Below are 14678 nucleotides of genomic sequence, written 5' to 3'. Positions count from 1 at the left end.
CCCGCGCGGCGAACCGGCACAGAACGACCGGCCGGGGAGTTCACCCCTCGTCTCGCACGTCCGGCGCGGCGGGCCCGCCGCGCCGATCCCACGCCCCGGTCAGCGGACGGGCCTGCGTCAGCCGTGCACCGCGCGGCGAACCGGCACAGAACGACCGGCCGGGGAGTTCACCCCTCATCCCCGCGTAGTGGACCCGCACCCCCGTCAACGGGTCGGTCGACGACGGCCGTTCACCCGCCCAGCCCTCAACCCCCAAGCCGCGCGCAGCGGACCGGCACCCCCGTCAACGGGTCGGCCGACGACGGCCGTGCACCCGCCCAGCCCCCAAGCCCCGTTCAGCGGACCCGCGCAGCGGGTCCGCGTCACGCGTGGTCGGCTTCCGCGATCAGCTCGGGGACGGGCAGCGAGCCGGGGGCGCGGCCCTCGGCCGCGAAGGTGTTGGCCAGGCGTTGCAGGGTCTCGTTCCACGGCGTGGCCACCCCGTGGAGGCGGCCGAGCAGCACGATCTCGCCGTTGAGATAGTCCGCCTCGATGGAGCCGGTGCCCCGACGGAGGCTCTGCCAGGAGGAGTTGACGCTGCCCTCCCCGCCGGGCAACTCCTGCTCGTCCATCCGGCCGGCGCGCAGCGCCTGTTCCTCCTCCGGGCTCACCCAGGAGATCCCGGCCGCGCGCAGCGTCGCCTCGCCCTCCGCCCTGACCCGCCCGTACACCTGGGCCAACCGCTCGTCCTCGGCGATGCGGCCGCCCACCGCCTCCAGGGCGTTGGCCAGGTTCCCCAGCAGCTTGGCGTACTTCCAGCGGGAGACCTCCGGCGTCAACCGGGCCAGGAAGCGGGAGCGTTCGAGGGCGTCGGCGATCGGCCGCAAGGTGGCCTCGTCCAGCCGCCCGTCGCCGGTCCCGGGGTAGTTGCCGATGTGCAGCATCCCGGTGAGCGGCGCGCAGGGCGCGAGCACGCGGCCCGGGGTGAGGTACTGGGCCGGCAGCCAGAGGCAGACCGCGAAGACCCGGCGGAAGCGGCGCAGCGCCAGGCGTTCGCCGGCCACGCCGTTCTGCGCGCAGAGCAGCGGGAGCCGTTCGCCGGCCGTGCCGCCGCCGGCGACCGGGCGGTGAGCCCAGGCGTTGAGCGCGGCGACGCTGTCCTGGACCTTGACGGCGAGCAACAGCACATCGTCCGGGGTGAGTTCCACCTCCTCGGGGCCCTCGACCACGGGCACCCGCAGGTGCAGGGAGGCGTCCGGGGTGTCCAGGCGCAACCCGTCGGCGCGCATCGCCTGCGCGTGCGCCCCTCTGGCCACCAACACCACCTGGTGCCCGCTCTCCGCCAGTCGCCCGCCGATGGCGCCGCCGACCGCGCCCGCTCCGATCACGATGTACCTCATGGCCGCATTGTCCCCCCGCCTCACCTCGGAGATCCCGGCGCCCCCAGGGGCGGGGGCGGGCGGTCGCGGGCGGGGGCGGCGGCATAGCGCCCGGGCGGGACGCCGAGGTGGCGCCTGAAGTGTCGGCTGAGATGCGCCTGGTCGTGGAAGCCGACGGCCGGCGCGACCTCGGCCGGCCGCGCCCCAGCGAGCAGCAGCCGCCTGGCCCGTTCCACCCGGCGCCCGGTGAGGTAGGTGTGCGGGGGCAGCCCGTAGGCCCGCCGGAAGCTGCGGATCAGATGCGTCGGGTGGGCGTGCAGGACGGCGGCCGCCTCGTCCAGGGTCAGCCCGTCCCGGATGCGGGCGTCGAGCAGTTCGCGCAGCGCGGCGGCGAGCGGCGCCGCCGCGCGCCCGGGCGTTCCTCCGACGGGCGCGGGCGCGCCGAGGTGGGACAGCAGGCGCTCGCGGACGAACGCGAGCCGGGACTCGGCCTCGAACGGGTCGCCCAACGCGTCGAGCGCGCCGTGCAGTTGGCCCAGGCGCCGGTGGAGCAGCGGGTCCGCGTGGACCGGGAGATCGACGGCGGCCCCGGTGAGCCGCTCGGGCAACACCCGGGTGTCCAGGTACAGGACGCGCTTGCGGAACCCCTCGGCGTTGACCGTCCTGCCGTCGTGCGGCACGCCCGGCGGCAGCAGCACGACCGCGCCCGTTCCGGCGGCGCCGTGTCGCCGGCGGTCGACGGCGAAGTCCACGCGGCCGTCGTCGAGGATCATCAGGTCCCAGGTGTCGTGGGTGTGCGCCGGGTAGGCGTGGTCGGTGAAGTGGGCGTGGAAGACCTCGGCGATCCCCGCGACCCCGGGCCGCCAGGCCCGCACCCGGGTGCGGGGCCGCTGGTGGGTCGGGGCGCCATTGGTCACGCCAGGAACGTACAAGACGGCGCGGCGCGGCGCCGGGCACGCTCGTGGCATGAGCGACATGTGCGGGCCCGACGAGGCCGTCAACCTGGCCCACCGACTCTCGCTGTTCAACGAGCTGTGGGCGCAGAAGAAGATCGCCGACCTGAACGACTACGAGGTCAAACTCGCCAAGCTGAAGGGCGAGTTCGTCTGGCACAGCCACCCGGAGACCGACGAGCTGTTCCTCGTCCTCGACGGGCGGCTCACCATCCAACTGCGGGGCCGCGCGGACGTGGTGCTGGGGCCGGGCGAACTGTTCGTGGTGCCCCGGGGAGTCGAACACTGTCCACTGGCCGAGGAGGAGACGGCGATCCTGCTGCTGGAGCCGGCGGGGACGTTGAACACGGGCGACGCCGGCGGCCCCCTGACCAGGCCGGCGGAGCGCCTGACCTGACCCGCGCGGCCCTCGCCCGAACTGGTGATGCTAGCTTGTTGCCTAGAGTCTCTAGGCAACAGCCTGGTGGCAACAGCGGCGAGGAGAGGGGTGGGCCGGGTGGCGCGGGTGGGGCTCAACGCCGAGCGGCTGACGGAGGCGGCCGCCGCGATGGCGGACGAGGTCGGGCTGGAGGCGGTGACGCTCTCCGCGCTGGCCCGGCAGTTCGGGGTCAGGGACGCCAGCCTCTACTCCCATGTGCGAAACCTGCACGCGCTGCGGGTGCGGATCGCCATCCGCGCGGCCGCCGCGATGACGGAGCGGATCGCGGACGCGGTCGCCGGGCGGGCGGGCCGGGACGCGCTGGTCGCGTTCGCCGACGCCTACCGGGCGTTCGCGCTGGAGCACCCCGGGCAGTACGCGGCGACCCAGCTGCGGCTGTCCCTGGCGGAGGTCGGCGACTCGGTCGGCTTCCGGCGCAACGTCGAGCTGACCTACGGGATGCTGCGCGCCTACGGGCTGACCGAGCCCGATCTCACCGACGCGGCGCGGCTGTTGCGCAGCACCTTCCACGGCTATGTCCAGCTGGAGGCGCAGGGCGGCTTCGGCCACCCGCGCGAGGTGCGGCACTCCTGGGCGCGCGGGCTGGCGGCGCTGCATGTGCTGCTCACCCACTGGCCCCCGGCGGAGGAGGACGACCCCGGCGCTGAGCCCGGCGGGAGGCCCGGCGCGGAGCCGGCCGGGGAACGGTCGCGGCAGCCGGGGAGCGCGCGGCTCTCACAGAACACAGAGTAAGGAGCACGGCTGATGTCCACGCCCGAGCCCGGCACCCTCGAAGTGCCCGGCGCCACCCTGTACTTCGAGCGGCGCGGCAGCGGCCCGGTGCTGCTGCTGATCCCCGGCGGGGCCGGCGACGCCGGGGTCTTCGCCGGGCTGGCGCCGCACCTGGCGGACCGGTTCACCGTGCTGGCCCTCGACCCGCGCGGCATGTCCCGGAGCGCCGCGCACGATCCGGACGAGGCGCCCGACGTCGCCGTGTGGAGCGAGGACGCGCACCGGCTGCTGGCCGCGCTCTCGCCGGACCGGGAGGCGTTCGTGCTGGGCACCAGCTCCGGCGCGATCGTCGCCCTTGACCTGCTGGCCCGCCATCCCGAGGGGCTGGCCAGGGTGGTGGCGCACGAGCCGCCGCTGCTGGGGCTGTTGCCCGAGCCCGAGCCGCACCGGGCGCTCTTCGCCGAGGTGCGGGACATCTTCCGGGAGCGGGGCGCGGGGCCGGCGATGGCCAGGTTCGCCGAGGGGCTCGGCGGCGGGCGGGACGCGGGGAACGAGCCGCCGGCGGCCGAGGAACCGACCGAACTGCCGCCGGAAGTGCGGGAGATGACGGAACGGATGGTGGCCAACACGCCGAGGTTCCTGGACGGGGTGCTCGTTCCGTTCAGCGGGAGCACGCCCGACCTGGCCGCGCTGGGGCGCGCGGCCGACCGGCTGGTGCCGGCGGTCGGCCGGGAGTCGAAGGGGCAGGAGCCGCTGAGCGGCCCGGCGACGCGGCTGGCCCAAGCGCTGGGCGTGCCGCTGGCCACGTTCCCCGGCGGCCATCTCGGGGTGGTGGAGCGGCCGGAGGAGTTCGCCGCCGAACTGCTGACCGTGCTGGGCTGAGCGCCGACGGAGACCGGCCGGGCGCCGTGCGGCGCCCGGCCGGCACGCGCGGTCACCAGTGCCCGGCCGGCCCGGCGGGTCACCAGTAGACGACGACCTTGTCGCCCTCGCGCACCTCGTCGAAGAGGGTGGCGATCCCACCCTCGTCCCGGACGTTGACGCAGCCGTGGGAGGCGCCGTTGTACCCGTTGGCGGCGAAGTCCTCCGAGTAGTGCACCGCCTGGCCGCCGTCGAAGAACATCGCGTACGGCATCGGGGAGTCGTAGAGCGTCGAGTGGTGGTGGCGGGACTTCCAGTAGACCTCGAACTCGCCCTCGCGGGTGGGCGTCTCCTCGGCGCCGAAGCGGACGTCGAGCGTCATCTGGACCTCGCCGTCGATCACCCAGGAGAGGGTGTTGCTCGTCTTGGAGACGCACAGGGCCCGGCCCGTGAGGCAGCGCTCGTCCAGCTCGCTCTCCGGCTCGACCTCCGGCACCTCCAGCGGGGGATACATCTCCTCCTCGGTGGGCTGGGTGGTCTGTCCGGTGAGCGCGGTCCAGGTGTCGTCGAAGACCGTGCCGGTGGCCTCGATCCCGGCCGCCGACTGGAACGCGCTGACGGCCGCCGCCGTGACGTCGCCGTAGTAGCCCGTCGGGTTCTCGTCGAAGTGGCCCAGCTGGATCAGGCGGGCCTGCAACTCCCGCACCTGGTCCGAGTTGTCGCCGTACCCCATGACCTGCTGGGGCGGGAACAGCTCGTCCTCGGTCGGGTCGCTGGTGGCCTCGGTGAGCGCCGCCCAGGTGGACTCGGTGACCTCGCCCGTGACGTCGAGGTCCGCCGCCCGCTGGTACTCCGAGACCGCGCCGACCGTGACGTCCCCGTAGTACCCCGTGGGCTGGGCGGTGAAGTGGCCGCGCTGCGCCAGGCGGGCCTGCAACTCCCGCACCTGCTCCGACTCGTCGCCGAAGGCCATCAGCACCTCCTCCGCCGGCTCCTCCGTCTCCCCGCCCGAGCCGTCGTCCGTCTCCTCCGGGCCGGGCTCCTCCTGGGAGGCCGACGGCTCCTCGGGGGCCTCCTGGCCCTGCGCGGTGCAGCCGGTCAACAGCACGCCGGTGGCCGCCAACGCGGCTACGGCGGAGAGCATCGCCCGGCGCGGACCACCGCGCGAGCGCGCGCGGGTGCGCGGAGACATGCGAACGAGCGCGGAGCGCATCAGACTTCCCCCTGGGCTAACGGGACCTCATCGGACCTCACAGATAAAGATGCGCGAAACCGGCGGTTTGTTGCGCCCCAGGCCATAACAATGCGGCCACGTGTGTCGCGGTTCTGTCACCGGCCGGGGGACGGGACCGCCAACACCGGGGGAAACTACCGCAGAAGCCCCCGCACGGTGGCCACCGAATCCGCCTCCGTGGGCGGTTTGTCCTCCCGATAGCGGAGCACGCGGGCAAACCGGAGTGTCACACCCGCCGGGTAGCGTGTCGACCGCTGCACCCCGTCGATCGCCACCTCCACCACCAACTCCGGCCGCACCCGCACCCCCCACGGCTCCTCCGCCACCGCCAGCTCCCGCAGCCGCTCGGTCTGCCAGGCCAGCAGCGCGTCCGTCAGCCCCTTGAACGTCTTGCCCAGCATCACTGGCGCGCCGTCCTCGCCGCGCGCGCCCAGATGCAGATTGGAGAGCGACCCGGCCCGCCGCCCATGGCCCCACTCGGCGCCCAACACCAGCAGCTCCAGGGTGTGCACGGGCTTCACCTTCACCCAGGCCGCGCCCCGCCGGCCCGCGCTGTAGGGCGCGTCCAACGCCTTGACCAGCACGCCCTCGTGGCCGCGCGCCAGCGTCGCCTCGGTGAACGCGTGGGCGGCCGCCCGCTGTTCGGCGTCATCCGGGTCGGCGACCAGCACCCGCCGCACCCGGCGCGGATCGGGCGCGATCCGCCGCAGCTCCGCGTGGCGCTCCTCGGTGGTGCGGTCCAGCAGCTCCCGGCCGTCCACCGTCAACAGGTCGAAGAACACCGGCGAGAGCGGCAGCGCCGCGTGCGCGCCCGCCACGTCCAGCCGGGAGCCCACCCGGCCGGCGACCTCCTGGAACGGGCGCGGCCTGCCCGCCTCGTCCAGCGCGATCACCTCCCCGTCCAACACCGCGCTGTCCACCGCCAACTCCAGCGCGGCGCGCCGCACCTCGGGCAGCCGCTCGGTGATCTCGTCCAGCGTCCTGGTGTAGATCCGCACCGTCTCGCCGTCCCGGTGCACCTGCACCCGGATGCCGTCCAGCTTCTCCTCGACGGCACAGGCGCCCAGCTTGTCCAGCGCCTCGTCCAGCGTGCGGGCGCTCTTCGCCAGCATCGGCAACACCGGCCGCCCCACCCGCAGTCGGAACTCGGCCAGCGCCTCAGGACCGCGCGCCAGCACCGCCTCGGCGACCGCGCCCAGCGAGCCGCCGAGCATCACCGCCCGCCGCACCGCGTCGGGCGGCGAGCCGGCCGCCCCGGCCAGGCCCTCGACGACCAGCGCGTCCAGCGCGCCCTGCCGCAGCTCCCCGCTGATCAGGCCGGTGAGGAACGCCTGTTCCGGCTCGGTCGCCTCGGCCAGCAGCCCGTGCAGCAGCGCCCGCCGCCGCGCCTCGGCGCCGGCGCCGGCGACCCGGCCGATCGCGCCCAGCGTCTCGTCGGTCGCCGCCACCGTCAGGGTGGCCGTGGCGGCCGGCGGCGGGGCGTCGGCCAGCGCCCGCCAGCCCACGCCGAGCTTCCGCTGCGGAAGCCGGCCGGCCAGCCAGGTGGCGACGACGGGCGCCCGTTCCGGCTCGGTCGCGGCGAACAGCCGGGCCAGCGCGGCCACCTTCGCCGACCGCCCGGCGGTGGCCGCGACCTCCCGCCAGGTCCGCGCGACCTCGGCCAGCAGCATGACTCCATGCTGGCCGCTGCCGCCGCCGGCGTCGCGCTGGAAGGGGCCACCCGGGACCGGGCCCGCGCGCGGCGCATGATGCGATGAGGGGCATGGACCTGCTCCGACTGGCCGAGGTGCGGCACGGCTACGGCCGGCGGCCGGTGCTGGACGGCGTCTCGCTCGCGCTGGGCGCCGGCCAGGTCGTCGCCGTGCTGGGGCCCAACGGCGCGGGCAAGTCCACGCTGCTGCGGATCGCCGCCGGCCGGGAGCGGCCCGACGCCGGGACCGTCACCTTCCGGGACGCGCCGGCCGACGAGGACGGCGCCGCGTTCCGCGCCGACGTGGCCTGCGCGCTGGGCCCTGGCGCCCACTATCCGGACCTCACCGTGCGCGAACACCTGCTGCTGGTCGCGCTGGCGCACGGCGTGCCGGACGCGGAGGAACGGGTGGACGCGGCGCTGGGCGAGCACCGACTGGCCGACCACGCCGAGCAGTTCCCCGACGCGCTCTCCGCCGGGCTCGGCCAGCTGCTCTCGCTGGCCGCCACCCGAGTCAGGCCCGCCGAACTGCTGATCCTGGACGAGCCGGAGGCGCACCTGGACGCCGAGGCGCGCGCCGCGCTGGGGGCGCGGCTGCGCGCGCTGGCCGCCGGGGGCGCCGCCGTCCTGCTCGCCACGCACGACCCGGCGCTCGCCGAACGGGCGGGCGCCCGGCGGCTGTCGCTGGCCGACGGCCGGCTGCGGCCGGCGGCGTAGCGGGTGGGTGTTGTGGGCGAGGAGCGGCCCGAGGTCCTGGTGCGGCTGGCCGGGTTCCGCGCCAGGGGGCGCGCGGCGCGCCGGCGGAGCGCGCTGTACGCCGCCTACTGCGCGCTGCTGCTGACCGCCATCTATGTCGTTCCCTACCTGGCGGCGCTGATCGACGCGGCGGCGCGGGAGCGCTGGCACGGCCCGGGCGCCGAGCGGGTGCTCGGGGCCGTGCCGGCCGCGCTGCCGGCGCTGGCGGCGCTCGCGCTGTGCGGCGCGGCCCAACTCGCCGTCTGGCGTGGGCCGGTGCGGCTGCCGGCGGCGGCCGTGCACTGGCTGCTGCCGCAGCCGGTGGACCGGGCGGCGCTGCTGCTGCCCAGGCTGGGGCTGGCGCTGCTGGTGGCGGGGCCCGGCGGCGCCGCGCTCGGCGCGGTGGCGGGGCTCGCGGTGCACGCGGTGGGCGGGGGCGGGCGCCAGGCATGGTCCGCGCCGCTGGCCGGGGCGGGCGGCGGGCTGGCCGTGGGGCTGCTGTCCGTCGCGGCCGGGGTGCTGACCCAGCGGCACCACCCGTGGTTCGGGCGCTCCCCGCTGCGGCCGGCGCTGGCGGCGGTGGCGTGCGCGCTGCTGGCGTGCGCCGGGGGCGCGTTGGCGACGGGCCCGGGCGCCGGCTGGGGCCGGTTCGCGCTCTGGTCGGGGCCCTGGGGCTGGGCGGCGCTGCCCCTCGCGGCCGTGGGGGAACGGGTCTCCGCCGTCGAGGGCGTGCTGGGCGGGGCGTTGGCCGCGCTGGCGGTGGCCGCCGCGCTGGTCGTGGCGCGGCGGGCCACGGTCGGGCTGCCGGCGCGGGTGCTCCGCCAACAGGCCCGGGTGGCCGGGGCGTTCACGGCGGCGCTCTACGGGATCGATCCCCGGTCGGCGCGCGCCGCGTTGAGCGCTCCGCGCCGTACGCGGCGCACGACGGGGCGCGGGTGGCGGGTGCCGCGCGCCCGTTGGCTGTTGGTGCCCTGGCGGGACGCGATCGGGCTGGCCAGGGCGCCGGGCCGGGCCGGGCTCGCGGCGGTGCTGTGGGCGGCGACCGTGGCGCTGGCGGCGCTGCCGCACCGGGCGGCCGGGATGGCGGCGCTGGTCACGGGCTATCTGGCGGCGGCCCAACTCGTCGAGCCGGCCCGGCTGGACGGCGAGAACCGGGAACGCGGCGCGGGCCTGCCCTGGACCCGAGGGGCGCTCGCGCTGCGGCACGCGCTGCTGCCGACGGCGCTGCTGCTGGCGTCGAGCGCCCCGCTGGCCGTCCTCGCGCCGCTTCCCCCGGCGTGGGCGCCGGCGCTGGTGGGCGCGGCGCTGGCCAGCGCGCACCGGGGCGCGTTGCCCGCCTCGATGCTGCTGGGCGCGGAGACCCCGCTGGGCAACTCGGGCCCGATCCAGGCCATGTTCTGGCTGGCCAGGGCGCCGCTGGCGGTTTTCTCCGCGCTGCTTCCGACGGTCCTGTCCGACCGCCTGCCGACCCCGCTCGCCGCCGCCTGGTCGCTGGCCGCCGGCGCCGCGTTCCTGGTCTGGGCCCACCGCACGGCCCGCCGTTCCGACTCGGCCTAGGCCGGACCCGGCGGTCCCCGGCGGTCCCCGGCGGGCTCCGGCGGCGGGCTCCGGCCGCTGAACGACGCGGCTAGCGCAGCAGGTTGAGCGCCGAGAACACCGTGAAGCCGATGATCAGACGTTGGAAGAGCTGCTGCCGGTCGCCCCGTTGCAGCCAGCGGACCAGCAGCCGGCCCAGCAGCGCGCCGAGCAGGACGCCGGGCACCAGCAGCGCGTTGAGGCTCAACGAGTCGACCGTGATCAGCCCCAGGCCGGCGCTGAACGGAACCTTGAAGACATTGACGATCAGGAAGAACCAGGCCGCCGTGCCCAGAAAGGTCAACATCGGAAAGCCGGCCGCCAGCAGATAGACCGCCATCACCGCGCCGCCCGCGTTGGCCACCATCGTGGTGAACCCGGCCAACAGGCCGAAGAGCACCGCCGGCGGCTTGGCCGCGCCCTCCCCGCGCCGCCGCTGCCAGAGGTGCACGGCCACCACCAGCAGCAACACCCCGCCGATGGTGCGGCGCATCACGGTGTCGTCGACCCACGAGACGAACCACGTTCCCACCAGGATGCCGGCGGCCACCGAGGGGAAGAGCCGCAGCAGCGCGCCCCAGTCGGCGTGCCGCCGGTAGACCGCGACGGCCAGCAGGTCGCCGACGATCAGCAGCGGAAGCAGGGCGCCGCTGGACTCCCTCGCCGGCAGCGCCATCGCGAAGAGCGCCACGGTGATCGAGGCGACACCGCCGATCGCCGTCTTCGCCACCCCGACCAGCACGGCCGCCACCGCCAACGCCGCCAGCTCCGCACCGCCCAGACCCATGACCATCGGGCCATCGTCGCAAGGCGCCCGAGGCAGCCCCCGACCGGCCCCGAACACTCCCGGGGCCCGCCGTGCCGGGGCCCGCCGTGCCGGGGCCGGGCCCCCGCCCGACCCCCACCGCGTCGTCACCCGCGCTCAACGAACCGTTCTCGCCCCTTGGCCCGGAGTTCACTTCGCGTATCCCTCGTCGCGGCGGGGAGTTGGCGCACCCCGGCTACGGTCGCTCCGCCCCAGCCCACCGCCGACCACGGGCGGTTTCCGGCCTGTCACCCTCCTCGGCTCCCCGCCGGGGGCCCCTGGACCGGTGGCCCGCCGCCGGCACCGGACGCGGCGTCCCCCCAGGCAACCCGAGACCGACGAGACCCGACGAGGGGAACCACCCGAGCGACATGCCGACCAACACGCCAACCGACACCGCAGCCGACGCCTCAACCGACGCCTCAACCGACACGTCAACCGACGCCGGCGCCCCGGCCGCCGGGGAGCCGGCCGCCGGGGAGCCGGCCGAGGCGAGCGCCACCGAGCCAACGCCAACACCCGCGGCAACGGCAACACCCGCGCCGGCCCCCGGGTCGGCGACGACGCCCGGGGCCGCGCCCGCGCCCAAGGAGGCGCGGGAACACCGCTTCGACATCGACCTGTTGCGCCTGATCGCCTCCTGCGCGGTGATCGTCACCCACACCTGCGCCGCCCTGATCCACGCCGTCGACCAGCAGCGTTCCGCCGGCGAACCGGTGTACTGGGCCGGCTTCGTGGGCGACTCCGCCACCTCCTTCGCCGTCCCGGTGTTCTTCGCGATAGCCGGCTGGGCGGTGGTGGCCGGCGCCCCGCCCAAGACCAGCGGCCGACTGTGGCAGCGGCTGATCCGCAACACCGTCCCGATGTTCGTCTGGACCGCGCTCTACCTGGCCTGGGCCTGGGCGCGCGACCGCAACGAGGACCCGATCGTCGACCTCGCGGTGGACTCCCTCTTCGACTCGGTGCAGCCCGCCTACCACCTGTGGTTCATGTACGCCTACCTGCCCATCGTGGTGATGCTGGGCTTCGTGGTGCTGCTGCGCGCCGGGCAACGCCCCTGGGGGCTCGGCCTGTTGCTGCTGGCGCTGGCCGGGCTCGGCCCGGCGCTGACCACCGTGCACGAGGTCACCGGCTGGGAGACGCCCCGGGTCGGCTGGGGCTTCGGCACCTACTCGGTGATCTACGCGATCGGCGGCGCTTTCCTGCTCTCCGCCGCCCGGCCGGTCCCGAGGCGCTGGCGCTGGCCGCTGGTCGGCACCGCGCTGGCGGCGGTCGCCGGGATCGTCTGGTACAACACGGACATCCACTATGTGATCCCCAACGCCCACCCGTTCGTCGCGGTGTTGAGCGCCTGCGTGATCCTGCTGCTGGTCCGCGTCCGGGTCCCGGAACGCCGCCGCGCGCTGGTCAATCGGCTCGCCAACGCGGCGCTCGGCGCCTATCTGGTGCACGTCATCCTGGTCGAGGAGCTGGTGGACCGCTATGTGGAGCCCGACCTCTCCGTCGGGCAGGTCGCGCTCTTCCTGCCGGCGATGCTGGCGGTGACCGTCGGCATCTCCTATGCGGCGAGCCTCCTCTGGGGCCGCCTCGGGCTGCGCCGCTACCTCGGCTGAGCGCCGGGCGCGCCCCACGCTTACACACACGCCGGCGCCCGCGCCCCCCTTCGCGAGGGGCGCGGGCGCCGGCGCTCGTTCGTTCGGCCGGCGCGCGCCCGCTCGGCCGGCGCGCGGCCAGTCAACGCGCGCCCGGCGCGCGCCCGTTCAATACGCGCCCGGCCGGCGGTCGTTCACCGCGCGCCCGGCCGGCGCGCGGTCACCGCTTGGCGCGGGTCGCCTTGCGCACGCGCCGGGCGACGCGGAGCGCGGCGGCGCTGCCCGGGAGCTGCCGGGCCAGATGGGAGCCGAAGCCGCCGGGCAGCGCGAGCGCGGTGAGCCGGGCCCGCTTGAAGTACCGCTGGGTCGACGGCCCCAACTCGGCGGCCAGCCACCGCTCGGCGTCGGCGCGCAGCGTCGGGTTGGTCTTGGCCTGCATACAGTAGCCAACGGTCCGCATCAGCGGCGCCACGTTCCCGGCCAACTCCGACCGGTCGGTGATCACTTCGCCCTTCTGCGCCACCTCCAGATCCGGCAGCAGCGCGTCGACCAGCGTCAACGGGATGCGGTTGCTGTTCTGGTACGGGGTGATCCGCTCCAGCAGCGGCTCGGTGCCGACCCGCGCCACCGGCAGCCCGTAGTAGACCGACGCGGTGAGCAGCGCGGTCGAGAAGCAGCCGACGACCAGCCCGGGCCGGTGGTGCGCGAAGACCGACTCGGCGAGCATGGGCGTGTCCAGCACGGTCAGCCGGACGCCGGCCTCCGCCGCCGCCTTCTCCAACACCCGCGAGTACTGGGCCGGCGCCGTCGGGTGCGGCTTGAACACCACGGAACGGAAGCCGGCGACGGCCGCGCCGCGCAACATCCGCTCGTGGAGCGCCTCCTCCTCGGCCTGGGTGAGGATGTCGAGCGCCGCCAGATACTGGCCGAGCAGCACCGCCGGGCGTTCGACGCCCAACTCGCCGGCCGGCTTGGGGGTCGCCCGGGTGATCTCGTCGAGCACCGTGCGGAAGGCGTCGTTGGGCACCGTCTCGGCCGGGGTGCCGTGCTCGGCGAGCAGCAGCGGGCGCAGCCCGGGCACCAGGTCGAGATGGAGCAGCCGGCGCAGGCGGCAGGCGGTGGTGACCGGCAGCCGGTCCCGGGTCGGTCCGTAGCTCATCAGCCCGTCCGCGTACACATGGATGTCCGCGTCGGAGAAGATCGTCGCCAGCGCGGCGGCCGGCACCGCGTGCACCGACTCCACCACCAGCTCGACGGGCCCCTCGCCCAGGTCCCAGTAGCGGCGCAGCAGCCGCTGCCAGAGCGGGGCGTCGCGGTCCAGCGGGCGCCAGTCGCCTGGGTGGAACGGGCGGATCGCCTCGTTCCAGTCCAGCACCCGGTCGAAGCGGGCGGAGACCGCGTCCCAACCGGCCATCTCCGGCAGGCCGGTGGCGGTCTCGGGGACGGCGGCGTTGTTGGAGACCAGCAGCACCCGCTCGGCCGTGCCGCGCGGGCCGAAGAGGCCGGCGTCCAGCGCGGCGGCCAGGGTGGCGGCGCCGTAGAGCGTCGAGACCTCGAAGAGCTGGGTGCGCCGCGCGCGCCCGCCGGTGCCGCGCCTCATGCCATGACCGCCTTCCGGTTCCGGCCGGCCAGGCGCCGCAGCACCCGGCCGCGTTCCTCGCCCATCGCCGTCAGCGTGCGTTCCAACAGGTCGGGCGGGAAGCGGTGCAGCGCCGCCGACGCCTCCCGCTTGAACCGCCGGGCCGCCGCCGGCTCGTAGCCGTCCACGTTGGCGGCGTGGAACGCGATCATCGCGCAGTAGGTGCGGACGATCTTCGGCAGGAAACGTTCCGCCTCCCGGTCCTCGACCACGTCGGCGAGTATCCGGTCGTGGGCGGGGAGGAAGTCCAACTGCCGCTCGTCCTTGATCTGGGTCAGGGAGGTGGTGACGCCGCGCCGGTAGAAGACGCCGAGCAGGCCGACCGTGGCCATGCTGCGCGCGCGCAGATGCGTCTGCCAGGTGAACAACCGGTCCTCGGCGGTGCGCAGCCCCGTCTCGAAGCGCAGCCCGCGCTCCTCCAGCAGCGAGCGGCGGAAGATCCCGGCCCAGACGAACGGGTAGTCGACCATCGTCTTGCGGTCGGCCGGGCCGATCGCGTCCCTGGGGTCGAAGACGACGTCCCGGCGCGGGGAGGGCGCGCGCACCACCGTGCGCCGGCGCGCGGTCGACTGCACATGGTCGGTGCGCACCAGATCGCAGTCCAACTCCTCGATGGCCTCGACGAGTTGGTCCAGGTAGCCGGGGGCGTACCAGTCGTCGCCGTCGAGGAACGTGACGTACTCCCCGTTGGCCGCTTCGATGCCCGTGTTGCGGGCCTGGGAGATGCCCCGGTTGGTCTCGTGCCTGATCACTCTGGACCGTGCCAGCTCCCCCTCCGCCCGGCCGAGGATCTCCCCCGTGGCGTCGACGGAACGGTCATCGACCAGGATGAACTCCGTCTCGGGGCCGGCGTTCCTGGCCAGTCCGCGCAGGGTGGTGGGCAGGAAATCCTGCACGTTGTGGCAGGCGACGATGACAGAAAGTTTTGGCACCAGGTTTCCAGAAGCCGTAGGCAGAGTCCATGCGACGGTAAACACCTGATCAGCGGTCCAGGGTAAGGGGAGATGACCCGGTGGTGAACCATGTGTGTACGCTCGGTGAGTCACCGCATTTCCGCTGGTCAGCGGCGTCCCGACGGGGTAGGGG

13 protein-coding genes are annotated in these 14678 nt (G+C 75.2%); 6 read left to right on the top strand and 7 right to left on the bottom strand.

Annotated features, from left to right (window positions below; genetic code table 11):
• Positions 1-362: 362 nt before the first annotated feature.
• Both FH609_RS29790 and FH609_RS29785 read right to left on the bottom strand, forming a co-directional pair.
• The gene (locus FH609_RS29790) at positions 363-1379 is read right to left on the bottom strand and encodes a ketopantoate reductase family protein (RefSeq protein WP_139675315.1); all 1017 of its coding nucleotides are present in this window, start codon (positions 1377-1379) and stop codon (positions 363-365) included.
• Positions 1380-1399: 20 nt separating this feature from the next.
• Positions 1400-2275, bottom strand: coding sequence for a helix-turn-helix transcriptional regulator (locus FH609_RS29785; protein ID WP_226962050.1), 876 nt, complete (start codon positions 2273-2275; stop codon positions 1400-1402).
• A 49-nt stretch (positions 2276-2324) separates the two neighbouring features.
• Between FH609_RS29785 and FH609_RS29780 the strand changes: the two genes are divergently transcribed.
• From FH609_RS29780 to FH609_RS29770, 3 genes are all read left to right on the top strand, one after another.
• A complete protein-coding gene (locus tag FH609_RS29780) occupies positions 2325-2708 on the top strand; it encodes a cupin domain-containing protein (RefSeq protein ID WP_139675312.1) in 384 nt (127 codons plus the stop codon).
• A gap of 99 nt (positions 2709-2807) precedes the next feature.
• On the top strand, positions 2808-3482 hold the full coding sequence (locus tag FH609_RS29775; protein WP_193318122.1) for a TetR/AcrR family transcriptional regulator: 675 nt from the start codon (positions 2808-2810) through the stop codon (positions 3480-3482).
• 12 nt (positions 3483-3494) lie between these two features.
• Positions 3495-4343 (top strand): alpha/beta fold hydrolase, encoded by an 849-nt coding sequence (locus FH609_RS29770; RefSeq protein ID WP_139675310.1) that lies wholly within the window; start codon positions 3495-3497, stop codon positions 4341-4343.
• A gap of 79 nt (positions 4344-4422) precedes the next feature.
• Here the strand turns inward: FH609_RS29770 and FH609_RS29765 are convergent, their stop codons facing one another.
• Together FH609_RS29765 and FH609_RS29760 are read right to left on the bottom strand one after the other, a co-directional pair.
• Positions 4423-5466, bottom strand: a complete 1044-nt coding sequence (locus tag FH609_RS29765) for a L,D-transpeptidase family protein (RefSeq protein WP_193318120.1) — start codon at positions 5464-5466, stop codon at positions 4423-4425.
• 224 nt (positions 5467-5690) lie between these two features.
• Positions 5691-7226 (bottom strand): ATP-dependent DNA ligase, encoded by a 1536-nt coding sequence (locus FH609_RS29760; RefSeq protein WP_139675308.1) that lies wholly within the window; start codon positions 7224-7226, stop codon positions 5691-5693.
• A 92-nt stretch (positions 7227-7318) separates the two neighbouring features.
• On the opposite strand from FH609_RS29760, the gene FH609_RS29755 reads away from it, so the two are divergent.
• Positions 7319-7963, top strand: a complete 645-nt coding sequence (locus FH609_RS29755) for an ABC transporter ATP-binding protein (RefSeq protein ID WP_193318119.1) — start codon at positions 7319-7321, stop codon at positions 7961-7963.
• A 12-nt stretch (positions 7964-7975) separates the two neighbouring features.
• Positions 7976-9538, top strand: a complete 1563-nt coding sequence (locus FH609_RS29750) for a DUF6297 family protein (protein ID WP_139675304.1) — start codon at positions 7976-7978, stop codon at positions 9536-9538.
• Positions 9539-9608: 70 nt separating this feature from the next.
• On the opposite strand, the gene FH609_RS29745 is transcribed toward FH609_RS29750, so the two are convergent.
• A complete protein-coding gene (locus FH609_RS29745) occupies positions 9609-10349 on the bottom strand; it encodes a sulfite exporter TauE/SafE family protein (RefSeq protein ID WP_226962049.1) in 741 nt (246 codons plus the stop codon).
• Positions 10350-10732: 383 nt separating this feature from the next.
• Between FH609_RS29745 and FH609_RS29740 the strand changes: the two genes are divergently transcribed.
• Positions 10733-11974, top strand: a complete 1242-nt coding sequence (locus tag FH609_RS29740; RefSeq protein ID WP_139675302.1) for an acyltransferase — start codon at positions 10733-10735, stop codon at positions 11972-11974.
• Between the two features lie 199 nt (positions 11975-12173).
• Here FH609_RS29740 and FH609_RS29735 read toward each other — a convergent pair whose 3' ends face one another.
• Both FH609_RS29735 and FH609_RS29730 read right to left on the bottom strand, forming a co-directional pair.
• A complete protein-coding gene (locus tag FH609_RS29735; RefSeq protein ID WP_139675300.1) occupies positions 12174-13553 on the bottom strand; it encodes a polysialyltransferase family glycosyltransferase in 1380 nt (459 codons plus the stop codon).
• Positions 13550-14524, bottom strand: a complete 975-nt coding sequence (locus FH609_RS29730) for a glycosyltransferase family 2 protein (RefSeq protein WP_139675298.1) — start codon at positions 14522-14524, stop codon at positions 13550-13552. Before FH609_RS29730 ends, FH609_RS29735 begins: the two co-directional genes overlap by 4 nt.
• Positions 14525-14678 lie beyond the last annotated feature (154 nt).

It is taken from the genome of Streptomyces sp. 3MP-14, from assembly GCF_006334905.2.
Classification (GTDB): Bacteria; Actinomycetota; Actinomycetes; order Streptomycetales; family Streptomycetaceae; genus Streptomyces; species Streptomyces triticirhizae.
Note: the sequence above shows the minus strand (reverse complement) of the source record. Positions and strands in the feature narration are given on the sequence as shown.

What these genes read in the sequence shown, in the direction of transcription:
- FH609_RS29780 (WP_139675312.1), top strand. Translation starts at nt 2,325, where the DNA reads ATGAGCGACATGTGCGGGCCCGACGAGGCCGTCAACCTGGCCCACCGA.
- FH609_RS29790 (WP_139675315.1), bottom strand. Translation starts at nt 1,379, where the DNA reads ATGAGGTACATCGTGATCGGAGCGGGCGCGGTCGGCGGCGCCATCGGC.
- FH609_RS29760 (WP_139675308.1), bottom strand. Translation starts at nt 7,226, where the DNA reads ATGCTGCTGGCCGAGGTCGCGCGGACCTGGCGGGAGGTCGCGGCCACC.
- FH609_RS29740 (WP_139675302.1), top strand. Translation starts at nt 10,733, where the DNA reads ATGCCGACCAACACGCCAACCGACACCGCAGCCGACGCCTCAACCGAC.
- FH609_RS29765 (WP_193318120.1), bottom strand. Translation starts at nt 5,466, where the DNA reads ATGCTCTCCGCCGTAGCCGCGTTGGCGGCCACCGGCGTGCTGTTGACC.
- FH609_RS29745 (WP_226962049.1), bottom strand. Translation starts at nt 10,349, where the DNA reads ATGGTCATGGGTCTGGGCGGTGCGGAGCTGGCGGCGTTGGCGGTGGCG.
- FH609_RS29735 (WP_139675300.1), bottom strand. Translation starts at nt 13,553, where the DNA reads ATGAGGCGCGGCACCGGCGGGCGCGCGCGGCGCACCCAGCTCTTCGAG.
- FH609_RS29770 (WP_139675310.1), top strand. Translation starts at nt 3,495, where the DNA reads ATGTCCACGCCCGAGCCCGGCACCCTCGAAGTGCCCGGCGCCACCCTG.
- FH609_RS29755 (WP_193318119.1), top strand. Translation starts at nt 7,319, where the DNA reads ATGGACCTGCTCCGACTGGCCGAGGTGCGGCACGGCTACGGCCGGCGG.